Source organism: Actinopolymorpha sp. NPDC004070 (genome assembly GCF_040610475.1).
In the GTDB taxonomy this organism is placed as follows: Bacteria; Actinomycetota; Actinomycetes; order Propionibacteriales; family Actinopolymorphaceae; genus Actinopolymorpha.
On record NZ_JBEXMJ010000008.1, the window covers coordinates 106,694 to 131,763 of the forward strand.

A 25,070-nucleotide genomic window follows, 5' to 3' on the forward strand; every position below is an offset into this window, starting at 1 on the left:
CTCCGTTGGGCTTGGCGGAGGACCCCGGCGTGCTGTTCGATGTGTCGCTGGCGTTCACCGATCGCCTCACCTGGTGCTCGTCGTGCTGGACGTAAGAGCGGCCCGTGCCTCACCGCGGCCGGCCTCGTCGGTCGGCAGCCAGCACGCGCTGTGGTGTGCCCGGTCGCCGAACACCTCCCGCAGCGGTGGGGTCTCCGACCGGCACTGGTCGAAGGCGTACGGGCACCGCGGGTGGAAGGGGCAGCCGGACGGGGGACTGATCAGGCTCGGCGGCGCGCCGGCGATGGGCCGCAGCCGGCGCCGCTCTCCACTCTCGGCCGGCAGCGAGCCGATCAGGCCCTCGGTGTAGGGATGGTGATGGCGGTAGAACAGCTCCCGCCGGCCGGTGCGCTCCATGATGCGGCCGGCGTACATCACCGCGACCTCGTCGGCGACGTCGGCGACCACACCGAGGTCGTGGGTGATCATGATCAGCGCCGTGCCGAACTCCGCCTGCAGGTCGGCCATGACCTCCAGCACCTGCGCCTGGACGGTGACGTCGAGAGCGGTGGTGGGCTCGTCGGCGACCAGCAGCACGGGGTCCAGCGCCATCGCCATCGCGATCATCGCACGCTGGCGCATACCGCCGGAGAACTGGTGGGGGAAGTCGTCGACGCGGCGCTCGGGCTTGGGGATGCCGACCCGGCGCAACAGCTCGATCGAGCGTTCGCGGGCCGCGGACTTCGAGATCGACCGGTCGTGGGCGCGGATCATCTCGCTGATCTGCCAGCCCACGCGGTAGTAGGGGTGAAGACTGGACTGGGAGTCCTGGAAGATCATGCCGATCTTCGCGCCACGAACCTGGCGCAGATCTTCCTTGCTCATGGTGAGCAGGTCCCGGCCCTCGAAGAGCGCCTTTCCGCTGACCCTCGCGCCCCTGGTCAGGCCCACGACGGTCTGAGTGGAGACGCTCTTGCCCGAACCGGACTCGCCGACGATGGCGAGAGTCTTGCCGCGCTCCACGTCGAAGGAGATGCCGCGTACGGCCTGTACGACGCCGTCCGGGGTCTTGAACGACACCTTCAGGTCCCGGACGGAAAGCAGCGGGGAGGTGCCGGACCGGAGGGTGCCCGGCGCGGCGTTGGCGGAGTTGTCGATGTTGTCGACCATGGAATCTCCATCAGGCAAAGGAGGGCGCGCCGGCCGGTCCGGCCGGCGCGCCCTCCTTCGGGGGGTCAGCCGCCCTGCTTGCCCTGCTCCAGCCAGATGTTGGCCGGGTCGAAGTTCTGCAGCGACGGAATGTAGACGGCGTTCTTCGTCTGCGATGCGTGGTAGTTGGCCTGCACCGGGTTGGTGATCGGGAAGAACGGCGCGTCCTTCATGACCTGCTGGTCGGCCTGCGCCCACAGGCTCCCCGCGGTGGACTCGTCCTTGGCGGTCGAGGCCTGCGTGATGAGCTTGTTGACCGCGGGGCTGTCGTAGAAGCCGAAGTTGCTGCCGACCGGCGGGAACGACGGCTTGCCCGAGAACAGCGGGGCGAAGAAGGACAGTGCGGCGTTGCCGTACCAGTCCGAACCCCACCCGGCCAGGGACACGTCCCAGACACCGCGCTTGGTCACGCTCGGCGCCTGCATGTACTTCGTGTAGAAGTCGGCGTTGGGAACCGAGACGCCCTTGACGGTGACACCGATCGCCTTGAGGTCCTGCTGCACGGTCGCGAACGTCTTGCGGCCGCCCTCGGAGGCGTTGCGGTACACGAACTTCAGCGTCAGACCGTTCTTGTAGCCCGCCTTGGCCAGCAGCTGCTTCGCCTTGGCCACGTTGTGCGGGTACGGGTCGAAGTCCTTGCTGCCGACGATGCTGCTCGGCAGCACGTGGGTCAGCGGCGGGTTGACCTTCGGTCCACCGAGCGCCTGGATGATGTTCGTACGGTTGATGGCGTACGACAGCGCCTGACGGACCTCGGGCTTCTTCAGAGCACCGTTGTTGGTCGGCGACACCGTGTTGAACACGATGTACGGGTTCGACGAACCGGTCTCACCGAGGTTGAGGTTCGGGTCCTTCTTGGCGATCAGCTGCGGCAGCTGCGACGGCGGCGGGTAGTTGTCCCACTCCATGTCCGCACTCGGGCTGCCCGTCTGCAGCTGCTGCTGCGTGGACTCCTGGCTGACCGTCTGGTTGACGACGACCTTGTCGACGTACGCCTTGCGCACCGGGTCGGTGGAGGCCTTCCAGGCGGGGTTGCGCTCGAACACGATCTGCTTGGTCGGGGAGTACGTCTTGACGGCGTACGGACCGTTGGACAGCGTGTTCTTGGCCAGGTCGAGGCTGGCCGGGGCGTACTTCAGGAACTCCTTCGGCGCGGGGGAGAACGCCGGCAGGGTCAGCATGTCCACGAAGTAGCTCGCGGGGTGGTTCAGCTTGAAGACCACCGTGCGCTCGTCCTTGGCGACGACACCCGGGAGCGGGGTGTCGTTGATGTACTTCGCCATGTCGGCGGGCTTCTGACCGACCTTGGCGAAACCGTCGCAGAACTTCTGGTAGCCGACGATCAGGTCGGCGAAGTCCGGGATGCCACCGAAGGGCTGGACGGGGTTGCAGGTCCGCTTGACGCCGCGGACCATGTCGGCCGCGGTGACCTGCCGCGCGGGGGAGCTGTTCCACTGCGCGCCCTGGCGGATGGAGATCGTGTAGGTCTTGCCGTCGGCGCTGATGCCCTTGTTGTCGGCGGTGGGAGTCTCCTCCGCCAGGTCGGGCACCGAGGTGGTCACCTTGCCGTTCTCGGCGGGGTAGGTGAACAGCTGCCGGCTCCACAGCCGCAGGCCGAGATAGCCGACGGAGTAGTAGCTGACGTTGGGGTCCATGTAGTCAACGTCGCCGGAGCCCAACATGTTGAGCGTGCCGCCCTTGACGGGCTTTCCGGCCGCAGTGGTCGTCGGAGCAGAAGGCGTGGTGCCCTGGCTGCACGCGGCAGCCACAAGAGCAAGGACGCACAAACCACTCACGGCCGCCCAATGCCGGTATCGACGTTGGCCGTTCCGTGAAGCGAACATACGGCCTTGTCACCTCCTATGGGGGCATTGCGGTGCCGGCGGGCGGCTGCGCATGTGGGCATGCGCGCGCAACGCGGACACAACAATGTCGAGCTGATTGAACTGGAACACGGTAAGGCCTCTTGTGCTGAGCGAGAAATCAGGCACCCCTTCCGGCGGCGCGTGCATCTCACAGGGCACCGGGCGAAGAGTACAACCGGCCGCAAACCGCATCCCAACGTGGACAGTGTGGCTCCGGATGGGGTCGACGGTCGGTGAGCGGCCCATCGCGATGTGAGTTTTGGCCGAACTGTTACGGGACTCTTCGATCCGTTACCGGAGCGCGACCGCTCCGCGCCCTCTCAAGGCCCTCGCACGGGATCTCACCCGGGGCCACTCAGGTCCACCCGGGGCCACTCAGGTCCACTCGGGTCCAGTCGGTCCACTCGGGGCACGCACCCGCGGCGACCATCGACGTGTCCCGGTGGGGCACTAGGGCTCTGAGTGGCCTGCCGCATCCCGCGGGAAGGTGGTGGCACGGGGGATCGCTCCGCGGGGAGGACGACCATGAGCGAGACCACAGCTGTCCCGGCTGTTCCGGCGGCTCGCGGCGAGACCCGGCCGGAGGACGTGGCGGTGGAGACCGCACCTTTGGTCGACGGCTCCAACGGCCGTCCGTTCGTGGTGGTCGGTGTGGACGGCTCCGCCTCGTCGGAGGCCGCCGTGGAGTGGGCGGCCGAGGAGTGTGCCCGCAGGGGCGCCCGGCTGGTCCTCCTGCACGTCCTCGAGCCGGTGGTGGGCTCGGTGCTCACCGTGGAGTCCCGCCGCTACCGGGCCCGGTCGGTGGGCGACACCGTGGGGGACCTGTGGGACCAGGTGAACCAGCTGCGGGACCGCCGCGTCGACGCCGAGGGTCAGGTCGAGGAGGGCGTCCCCGACCGGGTCCTGATCATGGCGTCGCAGGACGCGGAGCTGCTCGTGGTGGGGGCGGAGGGCGCGGACCGGCACCGCGGCCTGCTGCTGGGCGAGGTGGCCCAGCGGTGTGCGCGGGCCGCCGGCTGCCCGGTGGTGATCATCCCGCCACCCGGCGGCCGGCCGGACCCTACTGCTTGAGCGGCACCTGCCAGATGAGCACCGTTCCGCCCTGGGCACCCGGCTCGACGGTGAGGTGGCCACCGCATCGGCGGGCACGCTCGGCCATGTTCGTGAGGCCGCTGCGACGCGGCGGGTCGTCGGGGATGCCCACGCCGTTGTCGGTGACGTGCAGCTGGAACATCCGGTGCCCCACGTCCGCCTGGATCAGGACGTCGGCGTGGCTGGCGTGCGCATGGCGTACGACGTTGGCCAGCGCCTCGCGCAGGGTGGCCAGGACCTCCGGGCGCAGGCTGTCCGGCACCGCGGAGTCCAGCGGGCCTTCCAGCGCGACCCGAGGTTCGAACCCCAGCGACGAGGCGGCGTCCTGGGCGATCTCGAGCACCTGACCGCGCAGGCTGCGCCGGTCGGTGGCGCGTTCCTGCAGGGAGAAGATCGTCCGGCGGATCTCCTGGATCGTGGTGTCGAGGTCGCGGACGTACCCGCTCACCCGGTCGGCGAGGTCGACGCGCACCACCTGGCGGGAGATGCCCTGCAGCCCGAGCCCGACCGCGAACAGCCGCTGGATCACGTGGTCGTGCAGGTCGCGGGCGATCCGGTCGCGGTCCTCGAACACCGCCAGCCGGCCGCGGTCCTCCTGCGCGCGGGCGAACTCCAGCGCCAGCGCGGCGTGCCCGGCGAACGTCGTCACCATGTGCATGTCGGTGGAGTCGAAGCCGGCCTGGCCGTCGGGGCGGGTGACGATCAGTACGCCCAGCATGTGCGGGCCGGAGGCGAGCGGGACGAACAGCATCGAGCCGCCCTTGAGCTGAGCCGCCCGCCCGCCGCCGTCGTCCCATCCGAGCGAGGCCGCGTCGCCGTCGTAGACGTAGGGCCGGCTGGTGAGCAGGACGTCGCCGATCGGGGTGCCCACGGTGGAGACCCGCTCGTTGCGCAGCCGGTCGGCCTGCGGGCCGGCCACCGCCTCCAGGACGAGGTCCCCGCCCTCCTCGTCGACCAGCGCGAGCATCGCCAGCTCCGCGCTGGCCACCGCGCGGGCGCGCTCGACGATCAGGTCCAGGGTCTCCCCGAGCGACGCGCCGGACAGCAGGTGGGCGGTGATTTCGGTGGACGCGATGAGCCAGGCCTCGCGCCGCCGGGACATGTCGTACAGGCTGGCGTTCTCGATCGCGATACCCGCGGCCGCGGCCAGCGCGACGACGACTTCCTCGTCCTCGTCGGTGAAGTCGCCGCCGCCGACTTTCTCGGTGAGATAAAGATTGCCGAACGCCTCTCCGCGCACCATGACCGGAACGCCGAGAAACGACCTCATCGGCGGATGGTTGGGCGGGAAACCGGAGGAGTTCGGGTGCCGGGAGAGATCGTGCAGCCTGATGGGGTGGGGCTCGTTGATGAGTAGTCCGAGGATTCCCTTGCCGGTCGGCAGGTGGCCGATGTTGCGACGCAGCTCCTCGGTGAATCCGGTGTAGGTGAACTCGCTGAGGGTGCGGTCGGGGCCGATCACTCCGAGAGCCCCGTAACGTGCGCTCACCAGATCACAGGCCGAACGCACGATTCGTTCCAGAACCTCAGGCAAGGAGAGGTTGCTCGCCACCGAGACGACCGCGTCCAGAAGGCGGTGTACCCGGCGTTCGTTCTCGACCAGCTGGTCAGCGCGGTCGACAAGCTCGCGCAGCAGGGTTTCCAGGCGAAGCCTGCTGAGGTCCGGAAGCAACAGGTCCTGTGCGGACTGGACTTCCCTGGGTCGCTCAGGACCCGGCGTCGTCTCCGCGTCCATCGAGCCTCCTCCCGGTGAAGCCACATCTCAGGCTAGACCACGCTCGCATTTCGCGACGTCGGTCACTACGGCACGAGTGCACGGTCTTGTCCGCAGCCGTTACCGACCGGTGCACCGCCCGACGGACAATCTGCCGGACAAAAAGCGTGGGGGTCCCGGTACTCCCTGCGCGATCGTGTCGGTTCGGATATATCCAGGTTGCGGGGCGTCAACTCGGCCGTGGAACAAATTGCCGTATGAGAACCGGCGGGAGCGCAAACTTGCTCCGCCGGCACTGTCGGCTGGGGCCTGAATTGTCTGGAGATGATGAAATACTCGATTTCCTTCGGAGTTCTATGCCCAAGGCTACCCGCGAAATCCGCTCCCTCGGCGGCTCGGCCGGACCGTGCCGAGGACGGGGCCGAGCACCCGGCACAGGGCCGGTCACAGGACCTTCCGCGGGACCATCGGCGCGTTTCCTGTGACCTTGGGCACCGGCGCCACGGACCCGGACTTTCCCAAAGTTGTCCTGTCGTGTACCGCCCACGGGCCGAAGGAGGGGCCATGTCCGCTTCCGGTGGGGACGCCGCACAGCCGACGATTCCCCGGCAACGCACCCGGGACTTCCCCGTCGAGTCCGTGCGTACCGCCGGGACAGCCACCCGGCCGGGCCCGACCCGCCCGGGCCACGGTGGACGGCCGCGCGGCGGGCGGGCCGGGCAGAGCGGAACGCCCCGGCCTTTCCGGCAGGCAGGACAGGACGTACGGGGAAGCCAGGTGGGACCCGGTGGCCCGGGCGGACGCGGGGGACACAGCGGGCCGCAGCACCACGCCGACCGGGTCGCCGCCCCGGCGCGATCCGGCCACCGAGCAGGCTCGCGGCTGGTCCCCATTGCCACCTCCCGGCCGGGTGCCGGCGCGGGGCGCTGGCTTGCCGTGCTCCGTCTGGCGACCGGTGCGCTGTGTGTCTGGATGCTCGTGGAGGACGCCCTCGCCAGCCGATACCCGGACCGCGTCGCCCCGAATCATCTCGGTTGGGTAGGAGAGTCCGGTTGGTTCCGGGTCACGGTGCTCGCAGCGCTCGCCGTGGTCGCCGTGGCGGTGCTGCTCGGTGTGTGCCTGCGGAGCGCCGCTCTGGTGGGCGGGGCGCTGGTGCTCGGGGTGGCCGGCTCCGGTGGCTGGGTCGTTCCCGGGTTCCTGGCGGTGGTGGCGCTGATGGTGTGCGCCGGCACCGCGGCCGGTGAGGTGTGGGGGCTCGGGCGGGCCTGGGCGAACCACCCGGTCGTACGCCGCAATCCCTGGTTGCGCTGACCGGCAGCGCCGCGCGGTCGCCTCGATGCGTTCAGGCCGTCCCGGTCGCGGGCTTCTGCGCGGGCACCTGGGTCGGCTCCCGCGTCGCGGTGGACGGCACGAGCCGGCGCCCGCGGACCATCTCCATCCGGACGCGGATGAAGTGCGTCGGCTCGGTCGGTGACCACGACTGGAGGGAGAGCCCCGAGAGGCGGTCGATCTCCCTGGCCTCGGTGACCATCTCCGCGTGCCCGACGACCGTGACGCTCCAGCCCACCTGGTGGCCCGCGTCGATCTGGTCCACCTCGAAGGCCACGATCGAGTTCCGCGCGGCGGCGGCGAGCTTGGAGCCCACGGTGGTCCGGATCACCACGGAGTCTCCGTCCAGCGCGTAGTGGACCGGCTGGACCGCCGGCAGAGCCTGTTCGGTGAACACGATCCGGCCGATCGGCGCCTCGCCGAGCAGCCGCAGACACTCCGTGGGCGGGAGTACCTCCAAGCCCTTGCTGTCGAACATCTGCTCCTCATCCTCACGATCCGGCGCTGTCCGGCGCTGCGCGGTGCTGCCCGGTGCTGTCCGGCACGATCTGTCTCGATCGTCAGGCCCGGCGCACCGGAATCACCGGGCACACCGACCCGCGGGAACCGGTCACAGCCCGCTCGGTGCCTCCACGCTGCCGTCTCGCCCGCGGCGGCGCGCAGAGGCGAAGGTCCTCCCTGGGCGTACCGAGACCGGACCGGCAGCGGGGAAGTGCCCGCCTGATCGGGACCTTGTGCCCTGCCAGCGGTTTGTGTGGCACGGAAGGGTTGCGCCTGAGTCTCCGGCCGGGGGCTGTGGGGCTTGCGGGAAGGTGCTGATGATCGGACCTGGTGGAGCGCCCATGGGCGCAGTTGTCGTCGGAGCGAGCGAGGGAGCCTCGGCCCATGGTGCGGTGGGCTGGGCGGCGTCGGCCGCGAGGGCGCGCCGGCTCCCGCTCGTCGTGTGCCACGCCTACCAGACCGGTGGCGACGGCCCACACGGTGACAACGAACTCCACTGCGCGGCGCGAAACCGCGCCTGGCGGACCGCGAGGGACGGTGTCCGGCAGGCGGAGGCAGCCGCGCCGGGCGTCCGCGCGGTTCCCTGGGCGCTGGAGGGGTCGGTCGCCCAGGTCCTGGTGGGGGCGGTGCCCGATCCGGAGTTCCTGGTCGTTGGTGTCCGGGGGGATGGCCGGCAGGCGGCGGAGCTCGTCGCCTCGTTCGGCCAGTGGGGTGGGGCCTTCGGCCCGTGCCCGGTGGTCGCCGTACCAACCCGCAAGCGTGGGTTGACACGGCGGCCGCGTCGCCATCGACGTGGCCCGCGCCGGGGGGTCGCGGGCCACGTCGTGGTGGCCGCCGAGGGTGGGCGGTCCGCCGAAGACGTACGCCGGTTCGCCATGCAGGAGGCGCTCGCCAGGGGCAGCGAGGTCCGTGAAGTCCCGATGGCGGCGTTCGCCCGGACCTCACCGGCAGGTTGTGAGTCGCTGTCGGCGGCAGCGCAGGATGCCGACCTGCTCGTGGTGGGTAGGCCCGGGGATGAGAACGCCGGGATCGGGGTAGGCGGACCGGTCGTGGCGGTCTCCGGCGCCACCGGTGAGGTCGCGGAGCCGCCGCCGGCCGCCAGCCTGGCCGGGGTTCTCGGACCCGGGCTGCTGCGCGGGCTGGGGCCCCCGATCGCGGTGGTGCCGGTGCGCGAGCGCGAGCTGGTCGGCGGCCCACGGCCACGGAGCGTACGAGGGGATCGGGGCGAACGAGGTGGGCACCCAGGTGGACACCTGGCTGAACACCGGGGGACAGCGCTGGTGACCACACCAGGGGAGAGAGGAACCGGATGACCATCAAGGTCTTCCTGTTGGACGACCACGAGGTGGTCCGGCTCGGCCTGCGCCAGCTGCTGGAGGAGGAGAACGACATCGAGGTGGTGGGCGAGGCCTCCACCGCCGCGCAGGCGCGCGCCCGCGTGCCCGCACTTCGTCCCGACGTCGCGGTTCTCGACGTCCGGCTGCCCGACGGCGACGGGGTGACGGTCTGCCGCGACATCCGGTCCTCTATGGAGCCGTCACCGGCCTGCCTGATGCTGACGTCCTTCTCCGACGACGAGGCACTCTTCGACGCGATCATGGCCGGTGCCGCCGGCTACCTGCTCAAGCAGGTCAGCGGCAACGACCTGGTGGGCGCGGTCCGCCGGCTGTCGACCGGGGAGTCAATGGTCGACCCGGCACTGACCGCCGCGGTTCTGGAACGGCTGCGGCGCGGCCCGGACCAGGAGGACCCGCGCTACGCGGCGCTGACCGACCAGGAGCGGCGCATTCTCGACCTGATCGCCGCCGGCATGACGAACCGGCAGATCGCCCAGACCATGTTCCTGGCCGAGAAGACGGTGAAGAACTACGTGTCAGGCATGCTGCGCAAGCTCGGCATGGACCGCCGTACGGAAGCGGCCGTCTTCGCCGTGGAGCGCAGCCGGAAGGAACGCGCGGTCGGCCCGCCTCCGCAGTAGGCAGAAAAGCGAGCCATGGGGGAGCAGGTGGGCGGGGGCCTGACCGGCGCGCGGACGGTGACCGTGGGCGTCGACGGGCGAGAGGGCGGTGTCCAGGCCCTGCGCTGGGCCGCGGCCGAGGCCCGGACCCGCGACACGGCCCTTCGGGTGGTGCACGCGTACCAGCTGCCGATCGCGCCGGCCGCGTACCCGCCCGGCGACTACGACGTCTACGCGCTGGACGAGGCGGCCCAGGAGGTCGTGTCCGGCGCCCTGGCCGAGGCCGCACCGGAGATCGGCGACCGGCCGGTCGTCGAGGTGACCGCCGAGGGCAACGCCGCCCAGGTGCTCCTCGCCGAGTCCGCGTCGGCGGCGCTGGTGGTCGTCGGCACCCGCGGCCGGGGCTGGCTGGCGCGCGGCGTCCTCGGTTCGTGCAGCGCGGGAGTGGCCGCCCGAGCCCACTGCCCGGTCGTGGTGGTGCGCGGCCCGGGCGGTCCACCGGGCGCCCCGGTCGTGGTGGGCCTGGACGGAACCGACCTTTCCGACACCGTGCTGGCGTTCGCCTTCGAACACGCCGCCCGGCACGGTGTCGCCCTGCGGGCGGTGCTGTGCTCCGCGTCGGACGCGGAGTCGGACGTGGACGAGCCGGCCAGGGCCGTCGCCGAGGCACTGGCCGGATGGCGGGAGAAGTACCCCGATGTCAGGACGGAACGGACAGTCGTGCACGGCCGTCCGGTGGACGCACTGCTGGAGGAGTCGGAGCGAGCGCGGCTTCTCGTAGTCGGCGCGCGCGGCCGGCACGCCCTGGCCGGAACCCTGCTCGGCTCGGTCAGCCAGGGAGTCCTGCGGGAGGCGTCGGTGCCGGTGGCGGTCGTCCACCCTGTTTCCTGATGGTCACGACCACCCGGCGTCGCGGCACGAGCACATCCGGCCATCGCCGGCCGAGGATTGCGCCCGAGCCGGGACCATCGTCAGGTCAGCGGGGACCATCGTCGGTCCGGCCGGGACCATCGCCCAGCGCGCGGAGGGTTGTCCACAGCAGATCCTGAGAGAGATCTAACGGGATGTTGCTGGGAGGAGAAGTATGGCTGAGTTGACGTGGCTGCGCAGTCGACACATGGAGCTTGGTACCGAGGTGGAGGCTCTGCAGGCGACTGCCGCCTGGATGGACGACGCCACGATGCTCGAGGTGTGGGACCGGATCACTGGTCACGTGACCTTCTTCGTGAACGACCTGGTGCCGTACATCTCGGTCGAGGACGAGATCCTCTACCCCGCCCTGACCGTGGCCGCCGAGACCGCTACTCCGATTGACGTCCTTCGTGCCCACCACGCCGAGATCGACCGGTTGGCCTCCGACCTGGACGAGGCGAGGCGTGCCCTGCCGCTCGGCGAGGACGACGCGTGGTGCCAGCTACGGCAGGCACTGTACGGGCTGTACGCCGTCGCCCGCCTGCACTTCACCGTCGAGGACGAGATCGTGCTGCCGCTGCTGGAGGCCGACCTCGACAGCCGCGACGCCGAGGAGCTCGAGGACGCGGTGCGCGCGGTGGTGCACAACACGCAGAGCACGCTGGACTACCAGGAGGCATGAGTACCCGTCGAGCCGGCCGCGGGGAGCCGGGGGGCTCGGGGGTCTTTGGCCTGCGGGTGCAGGTGCCGACGACTCTGGGACCGGGTCGGCGTGGCCGTGACGCTCGAAGCATGCCCCGACGCCACGTGCTGACCGACCGCGAGGAGCGGTTGGTCGTGGACGCCGGTGTGCAGGCACCGTCGGTCCTCAACACCCAGCCGTGGCGGTTCTGCTTCGGCGACGACCTGCTGGAGATCTGGGCGGACCCCGAGCGCCAGCTGACCATGGCCGACCCCGCGGGCCGGTTCATGGTGATCTCCTGCGGAGCGGCGACGTACAACGCGCTTCTGGGCGTTCGTTACGTCGGGCACGAGGCGTGGGTGCAGGCACACCCGCGGCCGCAGACGCCGTTTCTCGCCGCGGTCGTCCACTTCGGCGTCCGCCGGCCGATCGCCGCCGACGACCTCGCGCGGTACGACATGATCGCCGAGCGGCACACCAACCGCGGGCCCTACCGCGACTGGCGGTTGCCGTTCTCGCTGGTGTCCCGGCTGGAGGAGGCCGCGGAGGCGGAGGGCGGCCACGTCCGGGTGCTCACCTCCAGTGAGGTCGAGCGGGTACGCCACCTGGTGATCGAGGCCGAGCGGGCCCAGGAGTCCGACGAGGCCCTGGAAAATGAGATGGAGCCCTGGATCGGCGCGCGGGACAGCGCGGACGGCATCCCGGTCGGAGCGCTCGGCCCCCGGTCGGCGGACTCCGGGGCTCCCGTCCGCGACCTCGACCCCCATCGCCACGCCGGCCCCCGGGACGTCGCGATCTTCGAGCACCGGCCGACCCTCGCGGTCCTGTCCACCCCCGGTGACGGCCACAAGGACTGGGTACGAGCTGGGATGGCGTTGCAGCGGGTTCTGCTCACCGCGGGCCAGCACGGCGTGGTGGCGTCCTTCCTCAACGCACCGATCGAGGAGCTCACCGAAAGGGGTCACCTGCACAGTGCGGCGCCGGGGCTGGACCATCCGCAGATGGTGCTGCGGCTTGGGTATCCACGGGGTGAGGCGGTACCGACGCCGCGCCGGTCCGCCGACCAGGTGATGTGAGGACGGTCCGGCGGCGCGAACTGTCCGGCGGAGCTGCCGGGTGAACCTGCGGGGCAACGGGGGAACGAGGGGGAGACCATGGCCGGACAGGCGTTGTACACCCGTGCCTTGCGTAATGGTGGGCGGCGATGAGCGGGGCAGTCACACGTCCCGTCCCCGAAAGTGAACTGCCGGCCCGGCAGGCGCAGCGTGTGCTGGTCGCGGGCTCGGTGGTGGGTGTGGGGCTGCGCCGGCACCTGAGCCTGGCGGCGGGCGAGTGTGGACTCGACGGTACGGCGCGGACGGTCCGCGACCAGGTGGTGGTCGAGGTGGCCGGCCCACCGGCCGCGCTGGCGGAGTTCGTCCACCGGATCTGTACGCAGGCGCCGCGACCGGCCCGGGTGAGCCTGGTGGACGTGGTGGAGCTGGAGGGAGTGACGCCCCTTCCGGGGACGGGCTTCCGGGTGCTGTTCGACGACGTGGACCCGCCGATGGCGGCCGGGCCCGCCGGTCCCTCCGGCACCGACCTGTCCGGCAAGCAACTGTCGGGCAGCCTGGCAGACCGGGGGGTCTGCGCGGCCTGCCTGCGCGAGCTGTTCGACCCCGCGAACCGGCGCTACCGTTACCCGTTCGTGTCCTGCCGGCTGTGCGGCCCGCGGCAGTCGCTGCTGGACGAGCTTTCGCCGGACGAGATGCTCGCGGCCCTCGGTGAGGGAGCTGACGGCCGGGCGAACACCGCCCTGGGCGGGTTCGCGTTGTGCGCCGCCTGTACGGCCGAACGCGAGGACCCGGCTGACCGGCGCCACCACGCGTTGGCGCCGGGCTGCCCGCAGTGCGGCCCGCGTCTTTCCTGGCGTGCCGCCCAGGCCGACCGCGGCGACGGCAGGGGCTGGGGCGACGCCGGCGGCGGCAGGCTCCGGGCCGGTGACCCCACCGGTGACCGCTGGTCCGACGCCGGCGCGCTGGCGGCCGCCGTGGAGACGGTCGCGGCCGGCGGCGTCGTCGCGGTGAAGGGACCCGGCGGCTACCAACTGGTCTGTGACGCGACGGCTCCCCGGGCGGTGGCCCGGTTGCGCTCGCGTACGCACCGGTGGACGCGTCCCCTCACGGTGCTGGCTCCGGACCTGTCGGTGGCCAGGGCGGTCGCCGACCTGGGAAACACCGAGGTGAACCTGCTGGTCTCACCGTCCCGTCCGGTGGTGCTGGCCCGCCTGCGGCGCAGCCGGCTGCCGATCGCCGCCGGGGTGAGCGCGGGCTCGGACCACGTGGGGCTCGCCTTGCCCGCCACCCCGCTGCAGGCGCTGCTCGTGCACGACCTGGATCGCCCGCTGGTGGTGGCCGGCGCGCATCCGGCCGAGGAGCCGGTGGTGGTCGACGACGCCGACGCCCCGGCTCGCCTGGCCGGGCTGGCCGACGGGTTCCTCGGGCACGACCTGCCGGTCCGCACCCGGACCAGGGACTCCGTGCACTGGGTAGTGCGCGGCCGCCCGGGGGCGCTGCGCCGCGGCCGCGGGCTCGTGCCCGGCTCGGTGCCGCTGCCCGTGTCCCCTCGTCAACCTGTGCTTGCGGTGGGGGCGCAACTGTCCCACACCCACACGCTGGCAGGGGATTCGCGGGCGTACGTGAGCGAACAGGTCGGTGACCTGACCAGCCCGGCGAAGCTGGACGCGTTCGAGCACGAGCTGGCCAGGCTCGTCCCGCTGGTCGGCGGCACCCCGGCGACGGTGGCGCACGACCTGCACCCGGGCTACCTCGCCAGCCAGTACGCCAGGCGCTGGCCGGCGGACCGGCGGATCGCCGTACAGCACCACCACGCGCACGTGGCGGCCTGCGCCGCCGAGCACGGGGTGACCGGGACCTTCCTCGGCGTCGCCTACGACGGCCCGGGCCTGGGGGACGACGGCACGTTGTGGGGCGGAGAGATCCTGGTCGCCGACCTGCGTGGGTACCACCGGGCCGGCCGGTTCGGTCGCGCACCGCTTCCCGGGGGTGAGCTGGCCGCCCGCAGTCCGATCCGTACCGCCCTGGGCTACCTCCTCGCGGGCGAACGACTCGGCGGCGCCCCGATCGACCCGGACCTGATCGGCGCCCGGACCGAACGCCTGTCCGCGCGCGAGCTGGAGACCGTACGCCGGATGGTCACCGGCGGGGTGAACAGTCCGCCGGCTTCCAGTGCCGCCCGGCTGGTGGACGCGGTGGCCGGCCTGCTGGGCCTGCGTGAGGACGCCGCGTACGAAGGGGAGGCCGCGACCGTCCTGGAGACCGCGGCCCGGGGCCGGCGCGAGGAGGAGCTGCCGTGGCGGATCGTCACCGCCGGCGAGGTGCGGGTGTACGACCCGGCGGTGACCCTGGCCGCGGTGTTGTCCGGCATGGCCGACGGCGTCTCCGTCGGGCGGCTCGCCGCCGCGTTCCACGCCACGCTCGTCGCGGTGACCGTCGCCCTGTGCGTGGACGCCGGCCGGGAGGTCGGCGTCCGGACGGTGTGCCTGGCCGGCAGCGCGTTCACCAACCGGCTGCTCCTCGAAGGCGTCGTGGACGCCCTGGACCGGGAGGGCTTCGAGGTCTTCGTCCCCGAGCAGGTGCCCACCCACGACGGCGGGGTGAGCTACGGGCAGGCCGCGGTCGCGGCGGCGCGGATGGCGGACGGGTGACCGACTTACCGGACATCGGGACCGTTCGGGCGAAGGACCCACACTCCCGGGCCGGTCGACCCTGCTGGACGCGACGCCGGTGGTGATGGGCTGAGGTACGACTGAGAAGGCGATCGGCATGGCAGGTGGGACACCCGAGGTCCGGATGCCGGTGAGCGAGAAGCGCCGGAGGCGCGCGCGATCCCGGTGCAGCGCACCGGCTGAGGGAATGGGGGGGACCCGCATCGGCTCCGGGGGGCGTCCGATGCGGCAGGTGCGGCCCGCGCGCACGGGCCGCACCTGTTCCCCTCGGGGAGGGGGAGGAGACCACGATGACCGAGACCGCACAAGTCACCAAGCGCTGGAGCGTCGACATCTTCATCGACGAGCACGACGGCCAGACCCGTGCGGAGGCCCGCCTGGTTTCCGGTGACCGGACGCACCTGTCCGGCTCCGGCCGGGCCCGCCGTAATCCGGCGGATCCGAGTGTGCCGGAGATCGGCGACGAGCTGGCGGTCGCCCGCGCGCTGTCCGAACTCGCGCACCGGCTGCTGCACGCCGCCGCCGACGACATCGAGGGCGTCACCGCCGCCCGGACGGCGGCTGCGGGCGCTGAGCGCCGCTGAGCCGCCGTACCGCCTCATGCCGGGTCGCGGCCCGAGCCGCCTCATGCCGGGTCGCGGCCCGAGTAGAGTGGGGCAGCGACCCGGCAACGTGGCGGCCGTTCGTTACTTGGCGGGCCCCTTGCGGGCGGGGCCGGACTGGGTGGCGAAGACGATGATGTTGTCCCGGTAGGACGTGGCTTTCGACCACGGACCCCCACAGGTGACCAGGCGCAAGGTCGACTTGCTCGAGTCGCCGTACACGAGGTCGGTGGGGAAGTTCGCCTTCGGGTACGCCTTCACACCGTCCACGCGGTAGGGCACCGTCAACCCGTCCTTGCGGACGATGCTGAGCTTGTCGCCCGGCCGGAGCTCACCGAGCCGGAAGAAGACCGCGCGGCCGAGCTTCACCGAGTCGACGTGCCCGACGATCACCGTGTTGCCGATCTCACCGGGGCTGGGCCCGAACTTGTACCACCCCGCGAGGTTGGCGCGTTCGGGTGTCGGCACCTGGATGGTGTTGTCCTTGTTCAGCCCGAGCTGCAGGAGCTGGGTGGCCACGCCGATCCGCGGGATGGACAGACTCGTCGGGATCGAATGCGGAAGCCCGGTGGGGGTGGGCTGGGTCGGTGAGACGCCCGGCGCCGCCGGCCTGCCCGCCGCCCGCGAGGTGGTGGTCGGCGCTGCGGTCGGTGCCGGTGTCCCGGTGGCCGCGGGAGTGGGCTGAGGGGTGGTGAGGAACGCCGGCGCTGCGTCGCCCGCGGGCATCGGCGGCCGCTCCGCGGGAGTGTTGAACGCCATGACCAGCATGGTCGCTCCGGCGAGTGCGAGCAGGGTGACGAGACCGAAGCCGACGGCTCGGCGCAGTTTCCAGCGCCGGCGGCCGGCCTCGCTCGTCACCGGGTCAGACCTGCGCCCCATCGGTCCGCCGCCGGCGAACCATGAAGACGCCGCCGAACGCGGGCGCCGCCAGCGCCACGGCACCGCCGGCCGCGAGGTTGGTGTCGGCGCCGGTCACGCCACCGTCACCACCGGCGACCGGACCGCTCGGGGGGTCGATCGGGCGCTGCCGACCGACCTTGATCGTGCCGTGACCGGCAGCGACCTTTCCGAGGTATTGCTTCGACACCTTGTGTCACTCCCTTTGGTTGCCTGTTCAGGCCGGTCCCAGCTTTCGCTGACCTGAAGAAAGCTGCCCTCGGCCGGTCCGTGGGCAAACTGAATTCGGATTGAGAAGGAACGCTTCCGGGTCCGGTGTCCCGGTCGATAGCGTGGCTCCATGTTCGTACGTTATTTCCACGGACACTAAGGCCGTTTTCGACGGCGTTGTGAGGATTGAATTCGTGGGGACCTCGGCGACGGGTTGTCGGCACCGGGACCGCACCTGGCGTGCGGTTCCGGCCGGGCTCGCCCTGATCGCCGGGATCGCACTGGCACTGACCGGTGTGGTGGCGGCCTCGGACGAGGCCGGCCGCCGCCCGATCTCGCCGAGCGGCCAGGTGGGCACCCGCCTGGCGGTCCCGTCGACCGCCCTCGTCACCGCCCAGCAGGACCTGGAAAGCCCGGCGCGTCTCCTCGACCGGCTCGCCTCCCGGCGGGCCGACGCGTCCCGGATCAGCGTCGTCCGGGTGGACGGCGGGCCGGTGTTCGTCGGGATCGCCCGGCGGGCGGACGAGGCGAGTTACCTGAGCGGAACGGGAGTGGCGCACGCCGACTTCCGGTTGTCACCGGTCGGCGTGCGGTACGCACCCGTGGCGGCCGGCCGACGGGTGGAGAGTCCAACACACGAAGGGATCTGGGTCGCCTGGTCGGTCGGGTCCGGTGCCCGGACCCTCACCTGGCCGCTGCGCCGCGGCGGGTGGGACCTAGTGGTGATGAACGCCGACGGCGACCCGGGTGTGGACGTCCGGTTGTCGGTCGACACGCCGTCGTGGCCGCGGTGGCCGGTGCTTGCGGCCCTGCTCTCCGGCGGCGTCCTGCTCGCGGCGGTGGGGCTGACCGTCCTGCACGACGCTCCGCCTGACCGGCTCAACCCCTACGGCGGCACGGACCACATCCGCTGAGCAGTCCGCCGACCACATCCGCCGACCACATCCGCCGACTACGTCCGCTGACCAGGAGGTTGCCCGATGGGCCCGAACCCGCCAGATCAGCCAGCTCATCCACATCGGTCGGATGAGCCACATCGGGCACATCAGGCGGATCGGCCCTATCCGGTCCGGGTCGAGGGCCGGTTGCAGCCGGACCTGTCCCGGTGGCTGTGGCTGGTGAAATGGATTCTTGCCATTCCGCATTTCATCGTTTTGTGGATTCTGTGGCTCGTACTGTTGGTCCTGACCGTCGTCGCGGGAATTGTCGTCTTTTCACCGGGCGTTATCCGCCGGCGCTCTTCGGGTTCGCCGAGGGTGTCCTGCGGTGGAGCTGGCGGGTGGCGTTCTACGCACTCGTGCTGGGTTGCGACAAATATCCGCCGTTCAAGTTCGAGTCCGATCCCAGCTATCCGGCCGATCTCTCGATCGACTGTCCGCGGCGGCTGTCGCGGGGGCTGGTGCTGGTGAAATGGTGGTTGCTGGCCATCCCGCACTACCTGGTCCTCGCGGTGTTCAGCGGCCGGACCGTGACGCTCGGCTCGCACGGTCACGGGTGGGGATCGTGGCCCGGCGGGGGAGCGGAGTACGGCTACGGCCGGGTCGGCCCCGGACTGATCGGGCTGCTGGTCCTGTTCGCGGCGATCTCGCTGCTGTTCCGCCGCGTCTACCCGAGCGGGATCTTCGATTTCATGATGGGGATGGAGCGCTGGGGCTACCGGGTCAGCGCGTATGTCCTGTTGCTGCGCGACGAATACCCGCCCTTCCGGCTCGACCAGGGAGGGGAGGACCCGGGCGGACCCGCCGGTACGGCGGACCGGCCGATTTGGACCGGGGAACCGCCACCCGCCCAACCAGCCTGAGCAGTGCGGGCGATGAACGGCTCACCCGAACGCCTCGGCCGCGCCCGGTCCAGACCGGACCTTCGCCCCTGTCCCAACAGGGGCATCGGCTGAGAAACCTGGAGAGAACCAGGTCCTAATCGGGACCTGTGATCCACACACCCGGGAGGATCACCACGATGGCCAGCCGCCCACAGCTTCGTCAACTCGGCCTGAACACCGGCAAGAAGGCCCGCCTGCACCGCATACTCTTCCAGCACGGCGTCGGCAACGGCACCGCGATGTTCCTCCCCTACGACCAGGGGCTCGAGCATGGTCCGCGGGACTTCTTCGCCAACCCCGACGCCGGCGACCCGGCCTACATCGTCAAGCTCGCCCTGCGCGGCGGCTTCAACGGCATCGCCGTGCAGATCGGTGTGGCGGAGAAGTTCTACTGGGACTACGCCGGTGAGGTTCCGCTCGTCCTGAAGCTGAACGGGCGCACGGAGATCCCGGCGGCCGACCATCCGCTGTCGCCGCTGAATGCCGACGTGGCCGACGCCGCACGCCTGGGCGCGGACGCGGTGGGATACACCCTGTACGTCGGATCACCCGCGCAGGAAGAGGACTTCGCGCAGTTCCGGAAAGTCCGAGAGGACGCCCACCACTACGGTCTCCCGCTGATCGTGTGGGCCTACCCGCGCGGTTCGGCGGTCGACGCCAAGGGCGGCAAGGACTCCTTCTACGCCGTCGACTACGCCGCCCGCACCGCGACCGAGCTGGGCGCCGACATCGTCAAGGTGAACTTTCCTCATCCGGAGCACCGGAAAGGTGCGCGCGCGGAGTACGACACCGACGTGTCTCCGTCGCAGGCCATCGAGGCCGTGGTGCGTTCGGCCGCCCGCACCTACGTGCTGGTCTCGGGAGGGGAGAAGGCCGACGACGCGGAGATGCTGGACAAGGCCCGGATGGCCATGGATGCGGGCGCGCTCGGCCTGATCTTCGGCCGCAACGTCTGGCAGCGGCCGTGTGAGGAGTCGCTGGCCCTGGTGGATCAGCTCAAGGTGATCCTCGCGAAGTATCCGGCGGCCTGACACCTCGGCCGAATGTGACGACTGCGACCGACTCCGACCGACTCACAAATCTTCAGACCTTCAGACCCCTCGAGGCTCCCCGGGAGCGAGCATGATCGATGCCAGGCAGGTGGAACGGCTCCTCGGCTACCGCGATCCGGACGGGGCGGTGCTCTCGCTCTACGCCGACGTACCGGCCCAGGCGGTCGCGGTGCGGGAGATGTTCCTCCGGGTGGACAACCTGCTCGCCGAGCAGGCCGACTCCGCGCGGGACGCCCCGCACGCCGTGCGGCTGGAGCTCGCCGAGGCCCGTACGCGGGTGCGTGAGGCGCTCACCACGCACGTGCGGGACTGGCTCGGCCACGGCGTCGCCCTGGTGGCAGCGCCGTCGCTCGGCCTGCAGGAGGCCGTGCCGGTGTCGTGGCCGGTGCACACGCGGGTGGTGGCCGACCGCCGTCCGTACGTGCGTCCGCTGCTGTCGGCGCTCCACCATGCCCGGCCCTACTACGTGGTGGTAGTGGAACGCCGCGAGGCGTGGATCTTCCGGGTGGACGGGGAGAGCATCGAGTCGGTGAACAAGCTGGTCGGGGACGGCGTACGCGACCCCTCCCACGCCGGCTGGGCCGGCTATGAGGAGTACAACACCCGCCACCGGGCGGCCGAACTCGCCCGGCGCCACTACCGGACGACCGCGGCGACGGTGGAGAAGCTACTGGCGGCCAACGGCCGAGACCTGGTCGTCGGCGGCCACGAGGTCGGGATCGTGGAGTTCGTCGGTCAGCTGCCCGATGCCGTGCGGCGCCGTCTGGTGGGTACGTTCGTCGTCGACCCGCACACGATGACCGCGGGCGACGTCCGCGACCTCAGCGCCCGGGCCCGCGACCGGCGCCGGCGCGAGCACGAACGCCGGGTGCTGGCCGAGATCGCCGACCGGGAGGCGAGCGGGCAGGCGGTGAGCGGGATCGAGGCCTGCGGGCAGGCGGTCAACCGCGGGCAGGCCGCCATGCTGGTCGTACGCGGGGACGCCGTCGTCGCGGGCTTCGACTGCGAGACTTGCGGCGAGCTGACACCGAAGGCGACGTCGAGCTGCCCGCACTGCGGTGGGCGGCTGCGCCCGGTGTACGACCTCGTGGACGAACTGCTCGCCCGGGTCGTGCAGCAGGGCGGGGAGGTGGAGTTCGCGGACGAGGTCGGCGACCCCGGCCCGGCCGGCGGGAACGAGGAACCGGTCAGCGCGATGTTGCGCGGCCGGCTGGTGCGCCCCGACCGCTAGAACATCGCCGAGGACGGTCCTGGCGCGTGGCCTGCGCTGCCTGCCCCAGCGGCCGTCACGGACGCAGCAGCCGGCGGACCCGTGCGGCCTGCCGGGTCAGATGGTCGCGTTCCGGCACGCTGCCGGCGGCCCGGGACGCCTCGGCGTACAGCTTCGCGGCCCGCTCGAGGTCACCGGCGCCCTCGTGGAGGTACGCGGTCACCGCGGTGTAGCGCGGCAGGTCCGGGCTCACCCCGGCCAGTGCCGCCATCCCCGCTCGCGGTCCGTCGGCCTCACCGACCGCCACCGCGCGGTTGAGCCGCACCACCGGACTGTTGGTGAGGCGGAGCAGCTCGTCGTACCACTCCACGATCTGCACCCAGTCGGTCTCGGCGGCCGTCGGTGCGTCGGCGTGCAGGGCGGCGATCGCTGCCTGCGCCTGGTACTCGCCCAGCCGGTCACGGGCCAGCGCGGTCTGCAGGACCGTCACTCCTTCGGCGATCAGGCCGGTGTCCCACCGCGACCGGTCCTGCTCGGCCAGCTGCACGAGGCGTCCCCCCGCGCCCCTCCGGGCCGCCCGCCGCGCGTGGTGCAGCAGCATCAGCGCGAGCAGCCCGGCGACCTCGGGTTCTCCGGTCAGGGCGGCCAGCTGGCGGGTGAGACGGATCGCCTCGGCGGCCAGGTCGACGTCTCCGCCGTACCCCTCGTTGAAGACGAGGTAGAGCACCCGCAACACCGTGCCGAGGTCGCCGGGCTGGTCCAGCGGCAGCCCGGCGATCCGCCTCTTGGCGCGGCTGATCCGCTGCGCCATGGTCGCCTCGGGGACGAGGTAGGCGGCGGCGATCTGCCGGGTCGTCAGGCCGCCGACCGCGCGCAGCGTCAACGCGACCGCCGCGGCCGGCGGAAGGGTGGGATGCGCGCACAGGAAGTACAGCCGCAGCGTGTCGTCGGTGGCCGGGGCCGGCCCGGCGGGCGGCTCGACCTCCACGGCGAGCTCGCGGTCCTGCCGGGACGCCGCGGCCCGGGTGGCGTCGAGGAACCTGCGCCACGCCGCCGTGACCAGCCACGCCTTCGGGTCCCGCGGCGGGTCGTCCGGCCAGGTCTCCAGCGCCCGGATCAGGGCTTCCTGGACGGCGTCCTCGGCCGAGGCGAAGTCGGCTCCGCGCCGGACGAGGACACCGATCACCGCGGGAACGAGCTCTCGCAGCAGCGATTCGTTCACGACGACCTGTCTACTCGGTGGCCGCGGGCATGCCGGTGAGGAACGGCCGGACCTCCAGCCACTCGTGGATCGGCTTGCCGCCGGGCCCGGGTGCGGCGGACAGATCCGCGGCCACCTCGACCGCGCGGTCCCAGGACTCCACGTCGATGATGTACCAGCCGGCGATCAGGTCCTTGGTCTCGGCGAACGGGCCGTCGGTCACCGGTGGCCGCCCCTCGCCGTCGTAGCGTACGAACGTGCCCTCGGGCGTCAGGGCCTGCACGTCGACGAGTTCGCCCTTCTCCTGCAGGCGATCGCCGAAGTCGCGCATGTACTGCACGTGCGCGTCGACCTCCTCAGGCGTCCACTGGTCCATCGGCCCGTGGTCGACCGCGGGGGCCGGGCCGCCCCGGTAGTGCTTCAGCAGCAGGTACTTCATCGTCTGTCTCCGTTCCTGGTTCTTCCTGGATTCTTCCGGACCTGTCGTCGGCGCTGCCCTCAGGCGTGCCGGCGTTCCTCGCGCTGCCGGACCAGCTCCTCCACCGCGCTCGGCAGGGTCGTCTCGAAGTCGATCAGCTTCGCCCACGTCGGGGTCACCACGATCCGGACCATGCCGTCGTACAGCGACCGCACCTCCGCCTCCCACTCCACCCGCTGCTCGGCCGTCATCTGGTAGCTGCCGTTCATCTGGAGGTACTCCTCCGGGATGCCGTCGACGACGTCCATCTCGGCCCGGCCGCGGATCAGCAGGATCTTCGGCGGGTGCACCTCGGTGTCGATCGTCAGCGCCACCGCGGGGTTGTGGCGCAGGGACGGCAGCTTCGGGGCGTTCTTCGCCGTGCACATGACGATCTGCGTGCCGTTCCAGGTGAACGCGATCGGGACGTTGCGGGGAGTGCCGTCCTCGGCGACGTAGGCCAGGCGGGCCAGGTCGCGGGCCAGCAGCTGCCGGCTGGTCGGGTGGTTCAGGATCTCGGAGATCTTGGTCGGCTGCATGATCGGTTCTCCTCGCCGGGTCCAACGTCGGGCTTCGTCGCGGTCTCGTCGGCCGCTGGTGCTCCTGGGACGGAGCCGGCACGACGTTCTCGACACCGACGGCGTACGAGTTTCCGGAAATCTCTTCAGGACCCGATCCCGGTGTCCCTGCGCGGGTTTCGTACCACCCGAAGCGCCGGAGGACAGTTCACCGTGCCGGTGTCACCTCTGTGCGCCGACACCGTGCGCAGGGCCGGCCGCCGCGACTCAGGCGGTCGTACGCGACACCTTCGAGAGCTCAGGGTCGTGTACGACGGCCACCGGGCAGGCCACCCGCCGCAACACCGCGCGGGCCGTCGACCCGGTGACCAGCTCCGACGGCGGGTGCACGCGCCCGCCCAGCACCAGCAGGTCGGCCGGGCGGCTGAGGCCGACCAGAGCCGCCACCGGGTGGGACCGCTCGACCAGCGTTGCCAGCGGCACCTCGGCGTACTTCTCCCGCCACGGCGCGAGGGTCTGGGCGAGGGACCGGGTCACCCGAGCCTGGCTCTCCGCCACCGCCTCGGTCAGGGCGGCGGGGCTGTAGACGTAGGGGTCGGTGAGGTCCCAGGCGGCCACCGCAAGCAGCGGCAGACCGCGTGCCGTCGCCTCCTCGAACGCGAACTCGACCGCCGTCTCACCGGTCGACGGCAGGTCGACGCCCACCACCACCCGGGGTCCACCCGGTCCGCCGCGCCCGTTCGCCTCTCCCACTTCGGCCCCTCCGCCCGCGGTGCCGGCCGCCGGCTCACGCCGCGCCGGTACGACGACCACGGGGACCCGGGCGTGCACGGCCAGGCTCATCGAGGTCGACCCGGGCAGCAGGGAGGCCAACCCGCTGCGCCCCCGCCGGCCGACCACGCACATCCGTGCCCGGGAGACCATCTCGGCCAGGACCCTTGCCGGCGCCCCCTCGTACAACGCGGTGCCGACCACCAGGTCCGCGTGCAGGTGCCCGGCCAGGTGTGCCCGCGCCGCCGCGAACACCTCCCGGCCCTCCTCGTACATCGCGATCATCCTCGGGGAGGCGCCGTGAACCCGCTCGGCGCGCCGGTGCGCGAAGGGCACGTACGCGTACACCAGACGCACTGGACAGCGGTGCGCGGCCGCCTCCTCCAGCGCCCAGTCCAGCGCGCGCAGCCCGTTGTCCGATCCGTCGACCCCGACCACGATGGCCGGGTTGTCGCCCGGTCGCGGCATCTGCACGTCTCCCTTACGACCTTGGTTCCGCCCAACCCTGGCAGCAGAATCCGGGCGAGGTGGCGCAGACTTCGCGGCCCGGGACGGTCGGCGCGGGATCGCGGACCAAGTGCCCTGGGTGGTGCGCCGTCTCGCTGATGACCCTGAACGGTGGAGAGGTGTGGAGCCGCCGGGCGAACACCACCGGGCCGGTACCCGCACGAGTCACATTGTGGAGGCAGCGGACAGGACGCGCATCGCGCGCAGGACGCGCCCGGGGAGGTCCGCATGGCGCGAGGCCGGCTGAGGCGGTGGACGGTCCTGGCCCTTCGGCGGCTGGGCTGGAGCCGTAACCCGATGTGCCGTGCTTCAGACCGGGTGGAGGGCCTGCTGATCGCGGTGACGCTGGTGGCGGCGCTGGTGGCGATACCGGTCGCGATCGGCATGGGCCGGGGTGCGTACGCCGACGGTGCGGCCAGGTCGGCGGCCCAGCAGGCGGCCGGCCACTGGGGTACGGCCAAGCTGCTGGAGTCCGCACCGGGCTCGGTGGATCCCGGTCAGGACGCACCGAACCCGGTGACCACCTACGCCCGGGCGCGCTGGCAGGGACCGAACGGCGCCTGGTCCGAAGGGGACGTACCCGTGCGGGCCGGCACCGGCGCGGGCTCGACGGTGCGGATTTGGGTGGACGCCGCCGGCCAGGTGACCCGTCCGCCGCTCACGCCGTCACAGCTGTCCGACAAGGGCGTGGCCACCGCGATCACCGCCCTGATGGGTCTCGAACTCGGCATCGTCGTCTGTTCGCTGCTCGCCCGCTGGTCGCTGGACCGTCGCCGGCTCGCTGCCTGGGGCCAGGAGTGGGAACGGGTCGCGCCGCGCTGGGGCCGGAAGTACCACTGATCCACGAGGAGTTCGG

The 25,070-nt window shown here is 71.6% G+C and carries 24 protein-coding genes; 14 read left to right on the forward strand and 10 right to left on the reverse strand.

Translation table 11 applies throughout. The annotated features are described in order from the left end of the window. Window positions 1-66: 66 nt before the first annotated feature. Together ABZV93_RS16070 and ABZV93_RS16075 are read right to left on the reverse strand one after the other, a co-directional pair. On the reverse strand, window positions 67-1,149 hold the full coding sequence (locus ABZV93_RS16070; protein ID WP_354935959.1) for an ABC transporter ATP-binding protein: 1,083 nt from the start codon (window positions 1,147-1,149) through the stop codon (window positions 67-69). Between the two features lie 65 nt (window positions 1,150-1,214). Then, complete coding sequence (locus ABZV93_RS16075; protein ID WP_354935962.1) at window positions 1,215-2,843, reverse strand: ABC transporter substrate-binding protein; 1,629 nt, start codon at window positions 2,841-2,843, stop codon at window positions 1,215-1,217. A 735-nt stretch (window positions 2,844-3,578) separates the two neighbouring features. On the opposite strand from ABZV93_RS16075, the gene ABZV93_RS16080 reads away from it, so the two are divergent. After that, on the forward strand, window positions 3,579-4,124 hold the full coding sequence (locus ABZV93_RS16080; RefSeq protein ID WP_354935965.1) for a universal stress protein: 546 nt from the start codon (window positions 3,579-3,581) through the stop codon (window positions 4,122-4,124). Here the strand turns inward: ABZV93_RS16080 and ABZV93_RS16085 are convergent. Continuing rightward, a complete protein-coding gene (locus tag ABZV93_RS16085) occupies window positions 4,114-5,880 on the reverse strand; it encodes a GAF domain-containing protein (RefSeq protein WP_354935968.1) in 1,767 nt (588 codons plus the stop codon). The genes ABZV93_RS16080 and ABZV93_RS16085 overlap by 11 nt on opposite strands. A 543-nt stretch (window positions 5,881-6,423) precedes the next feature. Here ABZV93_RS16085 and ABZV93_RS16090 point away from each other — a divergent pair. After that, window positions 6,424-7,170, forward strand: coding sequence for a hypothetical protein (locus ABZV93_RS16090; protein WP_354935971.1), 747 nt, complete (start codon window positions 6,424-6,426; stop codon window positions 7,168-7,170). Window positions 7,171-7,201: 31 nt separating this feature from the next. On the opposite strand, the gene ABZV93_RS16095 is transcribed toward ABZV93_RS16090, so the two are convergent. Further along, window positions 7,202-7,666 carry a pyridoxamine 5'-phosphate oxidase family protein gene (locus tag ABZV93_RS16095; protein ID WP_354935974.1) on the reverse strand — a complete coding sequence of 155 codons (465 nt, stop codon included), beginning with the start codon at window positions 7,664-7,666 and terminating at the stop codon, window positions 7,202-7,204. A gap of 364 nt (window positions 7,667-8,030) precedes the next feature. Here ABZV93_RS16095 and ABZV93_RS16100 point away from each other — a divergent pair, with 364 nt between their 5' ends. The 7 genes from ABZV93_RS16100 to ABZV93_RS16130 all read left to right on the forward strand — a co-directional run bounded on the left by ABZV93_RS16100 (window position 8,031) and on the right by ABZV93_RS16130 (window position 15,551). Further along, the gene (locus ABZV93_RS16100) at window positions 8,031-9,002 is read left to right on the forward strand and encodes a hypothetical protein (RefSeq protein WP_354935977.1); all 972 of its coding nucleotides are present in this window, start codon (window positions 8,031-8,033) and stop codon (window positions 9,000-9,002) included. Beyond that, complete coding sequence (locus ABZV93_RS16105) at window positions 8,999-9,667, forward strand: response regulator transcription factor (protein ID WP_354935980.1); 669 nt, start codon at window positions 8,999-9,001, stop codon at window positions 9,665-9,667. Before ABZV93_RS16100 ends, ABZV93_RS16105 begins: the two co-directional genes overlap by 4 nt. A 15-nt stretch (window positions 9,668-9,682) precedes the next feature. Beyond that, the gene (locus ABZV93_RS16110; protein ID WP_354935983.1) at window positions 9,683-10,537 is read left to right on the forward strand and encodes a universal stress protein; all 855 of its coding nucleotides are present in this window, start codon (window positions 9,683-9,685) and stop codon (window positions 10,535-10,537) included. Window positions 10,538-10,730: 193 nt separating this feature from the next. Next, window positions 10,731-11,240 carry a hemerythrin domain-containing protein gene (locus ABZV93_RS16115; RefSeq protein ID WP_354935986.1) on the forward strand — a complete coding sequence of 170 codons (510 nt, stop codon included), beginning with the start codon at window positions 10,731-10,733 and terminating at the stop codon, window positions 11,238-11,240. A gap of 110 nt (window positions 11,241-11,350) precedes the next feature. Beyond that, window positions 11,351-12,316, forward strand: a complete 966-nt coding sequence (locus tag ABZV93_RS16120) for a hypothetical protein (RefSeq protein WP_354935989.1) — start codon at window positions 11,351-11,353, stop codon at window positions 12,314-12,316. Window positions 12,317-12,444: 128 nt separating this feature from the next. Continuing rightward, complete coding sequence (locus ABZV93_RS16125; protein ID WP_354935992.1) at window positions 12,445-14,946, forward strand: Sua5/YciO/YrdC/YwlC family protein; 2,502 nt, start codon at window positions 12,445-12,447, stop codon at window positions 14,944-14,946. A gap of 311 nt (window positions 14,947-15,257) precedes the next feature. After that, window positions 15,258-15,551: a DUF1876 domain-containing protein gene (locus ABZV93_RS16130; RefSeq protein ID WP_354935995.1), complete on the forward strand. Its 294-nt coding sequence runs from the start codon at window positions 15,258-15,260 to the stop codon at window positions 15,549-15,551. Between the two features lie 102 nt (window positions 15,552-15,653). On the opposite strand, the gene ABZV93_RS16135 is transcribed toward ABZV93_RS16130, so the two are convergent. After that, window positions 15,654-16,427, reverse strand: a complete 774-nt coding sequence (locus ABZV93_RS16135; RefSeq protein WP_354935998.1) for a class F sortase — start codon at window positions 16,425-16,427, stop codon at window positions 15,654-15,656. Window positions 16,428-16,431: 4 nt separating this feature from the next. Beyond that, the gene (locus ABZV93_RS16140) at window positions 16,432-16,656 is read right to left on the reverse strand and encodes a hypothetical protein (protein ID WP_354936001.1); all 225 of its coding nucleotides are present in this window, start codon (window positions 16,654-16,656) and stop codon (window positions 16,432-16,434) included. Window positions 16,657-16,870: 214 nt separating this feature from the next. Here ABZV93_RS16140 and ABZV93_RS16145 point away from each other — a divergent pair, with 214 nt between their 5' ends. The 4 genes from ABZV93_RS16145 to ABZV93_RS16160 all read left to right on the forward strand — a co-directional run bounded on the left by ABZV93_RS16145 (window position 16,871) and on the right by ABZV93_RS16160 (window position 20,781). Then, entirely contained in the window at window positions 16,871-17,590 is a 720-nt protein-coding gene (locus ABZV93_RS16145; RefSeq protein ID WP_354936004.1) for a hypothetical protein, read from the forward strand. A gap of 365 nt (window positions 17,591-17,955) precedes the next feature. Next, the gene (locus tag ABZV93_RS16150; RefSeq protein ID WP_354936007.1) at window positions 17,956-18,477 is read left to right on the forward strand and encodes a DUF4389 domain-containing protein; all 522 of its coding nucleotides are present in this window, start codon (window positions 17,956-17,958) and stop codon (window positions 18,475-18,477) included. 158 nt (window positions 18,478-18,635) lie between these two features. Continuing rightward, window positions 18,636-19,529, forward strand: coding sequence for a fructose-bisphosphate aldolase (locus ABZV93_RS16155; protein ID WP_354936010.1), 894 nt, complete (start codon window positions 18,636-18,638; stop codon window positions 19,527-19,529). Between the two features lie 91 nt (window positions 19,530-19,620). Then, window positions 19,621-20,781, forward strand: coding sequence for a hypothetical protein (locus ABZV93_RS16160; RefSeq protein WP_354936013.1), 1,161 nt, complete (start codon window positions 19,621-19,623; stop codon window positions 20,779-20,781). A 55-nt stretch (window positions 20,782-20,836) separates the two neighbouring features. Here the strand turns inward: ABZV93_RS16160 and ABZV93_RS16165 are convergent, their stop codons facing one another. The 4 genes from ABZV93_RS16165 to ABZV93_RS16180 all read right to left on the reverse strand — a co-directional run bounded on the left by ABZV93_RS16165 (window position 20,837) and on the right by ABZV93_RS16180 (window position 24,175). After that, window positions 20,837-21,982: a DUF6596 domain-containing protein gene (locus tag ABZV93_RS16165; RefSeq protein ID WP_354936016.1), complete on the reverse strand. Its 1,146-nt coding sequence runs from the start codon at window positions 21,980-21,982 to the stop codon at window positions 20,837-20,839. A 10-nt stretch (window positions 21,983-21,992) separates the two neighbouring features. Then, a complete protein-coding gene (locus tag ABZV93_RS16170; protein WP_354936019.1) occupies window positions 21,993-22,400 on the reverse strand; it encodes a YciI family protein in 408 nt (135 codons plus the stop codon). Window positions 22,401-22,459: 59 nt separating this feature from the next. After that, the gene (locus tag ABZV93_RS16175) at window positions 22,460-22,957 is read right to left on the reverse strand and encodes a pyridoxamine 5'-phosphate oxidase family protein (RefSeq protein WP_354936022.1); all 498 of its coding nucleotides are present in this window, start codon (window positions 22,955-22,957) and stop codon (window positions 22,460-22,462) included. Window positions 22,958-23,203: 246 nt separating this feature from the next. Beyond that, on the reverse strand, window positions 23,204-24,175 hold the full coding sequence (locus ABZV93_RS16180; RefSeq protein ID WP_354936024.1) for a universal stress protein: 972 nt from the start codon (window positions 24,173-24,175) through the stop codon (window positions 23,204-23,206). 336 nt (window positions 24,176-24,511) lie between these two features. On the opposite strand from ABZV93_RS16180, the gene ABZV93_RS16185 reads away from it, so the two are divergent. Continuing rightward, window positions 24,512-25,054 (forward strand): hypothetical protein, encoded by a 543-nt coding sequence (locus ABZV93_RS16185; RefSeq protein ID WP_354936026.1) that lies wholly within the window; start codon window positions 24,512-24,514, stop codon window positions 25,052-25,054. Window positions 25,055-25,070: the final 16 nt, after the last annotated feature.

Excerpts from the sequence above, each read along its gene's own strand:
- ABZV93_RS16130 (WP_354935995.1), top strand. The coding sequence starts at position 15,258 with ATGACCGAGACCGCACAAGTCACCAAGCGCTGGAGCGTCGACATCTTC.
- ABZV93_RS16110 (WP_354935983.1), top strand. The coding sequence starts at position 9,683 with ATGGGGGAGCAGGTGGGCGGGGGCCTGACCGGCGCGCGGACGGTGACC.
- ABZV93_RS16125 (WP_354935992.1), top strand. The coding sequence starts at position 12,445 with ATGAGCGGGGCAGTCACACGTCCCGTCCCCGAAAGTGAACTGCCGGCC.
- ABZV93_RS16170 (WP_354936019.1), bottom strand. The coding sequence starts at position 22,400 with ATGAAGTACCTGCTGCTGAAGCACTACCGGGGCGGCCCGGCCCCCGCG.
- ABZV93_RS16095 (WP_354935974.1), bottom strand. The coding sequence starts at position 7,666 with ATGTTCGACAGCAAGGGCTTGGAGGTACTCCCGCCCACGGAGTGTCTG.
- ABZV93_RS16090 (WP_354935971.1), top strand. The coding sequence starts at position 6,424 with ATGTCCGCTTCCGGTGGGGACGCCGCACAGCCGACGATTCCCCGGCAA.
- ABZV93_RS16085 (WP_354935968.1), bottom strand. The coding sequence starts at position 5,880 with ATGGACGCGGAGACGACGCCGGGTCCTGAGCGACCCAGGGAAGTCCAG.
- ABZV93_RS16160 (WP_354936013.1), top strand. The coding sequence starts at position 19,621 with ATGATCGATGCCAGGCAGGTGGAACGGCTCCTCGGCTACCGCGATCCG.
- ABZV93_RS16185 (WP_354936026.1), top strand. The coding sequence starts at position 24,512 with ATGTGCCGTGCTTCAGACCGGGTGGAGGGCCTGCTGATCGCGGTGACG.
- ABZV93_RS16115 (WP_354935986.1), top strand. The coding sequence starts at position 10,731 with ATGGCTGAGTTGACGTGGCTGCGCAGTCGACACATGGAGCTTGGTACC.
- ABZV93_RS16175 (WP_354936022.1), bottom strand. The coding sequence starts at position 22,957 with ATGCAGCCGACCAAGATCTCCGAGATCCTGAACCACCCGACCAGCCGG.
- ABZV93_RS16075 (WP_354935962.1), bottom strand. The coding sequence starts at position 2,843 with ATGGACCCCAACGTCAGCTACTACTCCGTCGGCTATCTCGGCCTGCGG.
- ABZV93_RS16080 (WP_354935965.1), top strand. The coding sequence starts at position 3,579 with ATGAGCGAGACCACAGCTGTCCCGGCTGTTCCGGCGGCTCGCGGCGAG.
- ABZV93_RS16070 (WP_354935959.1), bottom strand. The coding sequence starts at position 1,149 with ATGGTCGACAACATCGACAACTCCGCCAACGCCGCGCCGGGCACCCTC.
- ABZV93_RS16105 (WP_354935980.1), top strand. The coding sequence starts at position 8,999 with ATGACCATCAAGGTCTTCCTGTTGGACGACCACGAGGTGGTCCGGCTC.
- ABZV93_RS16100 (WP_354935977.1), top strand. The coding sequence starts at position 8,031 with ATGGGCGCAGTTGTCGTCGGAGCGAGCGAGGGAGCCTCGGCCCATGGT.
- ABZV93_RS16120 (WP_354935989.1), top strand. The coding sequence starts at position 11,351 with ATGCCCCGACGCCACGTGCTGACCGACCGCGAGGAGCGGTTGGTCGTG.
- ABZV93_RS16155 (WP_354936010.1), top strand. The coding sequence starts at position 18,636 with ATGGCCAGCCGCCCACAGCTTCGTCAACTCGGCCTGAACACCGGCAAG.
- ABZV93_RS16180 (WP_354936024.1), bottom strand. The coding sequence starts at position 24,175 with ATGCCGCGACCGGGCGACAACCCGGCCATCGTGGTCGGGGTCGACGGA.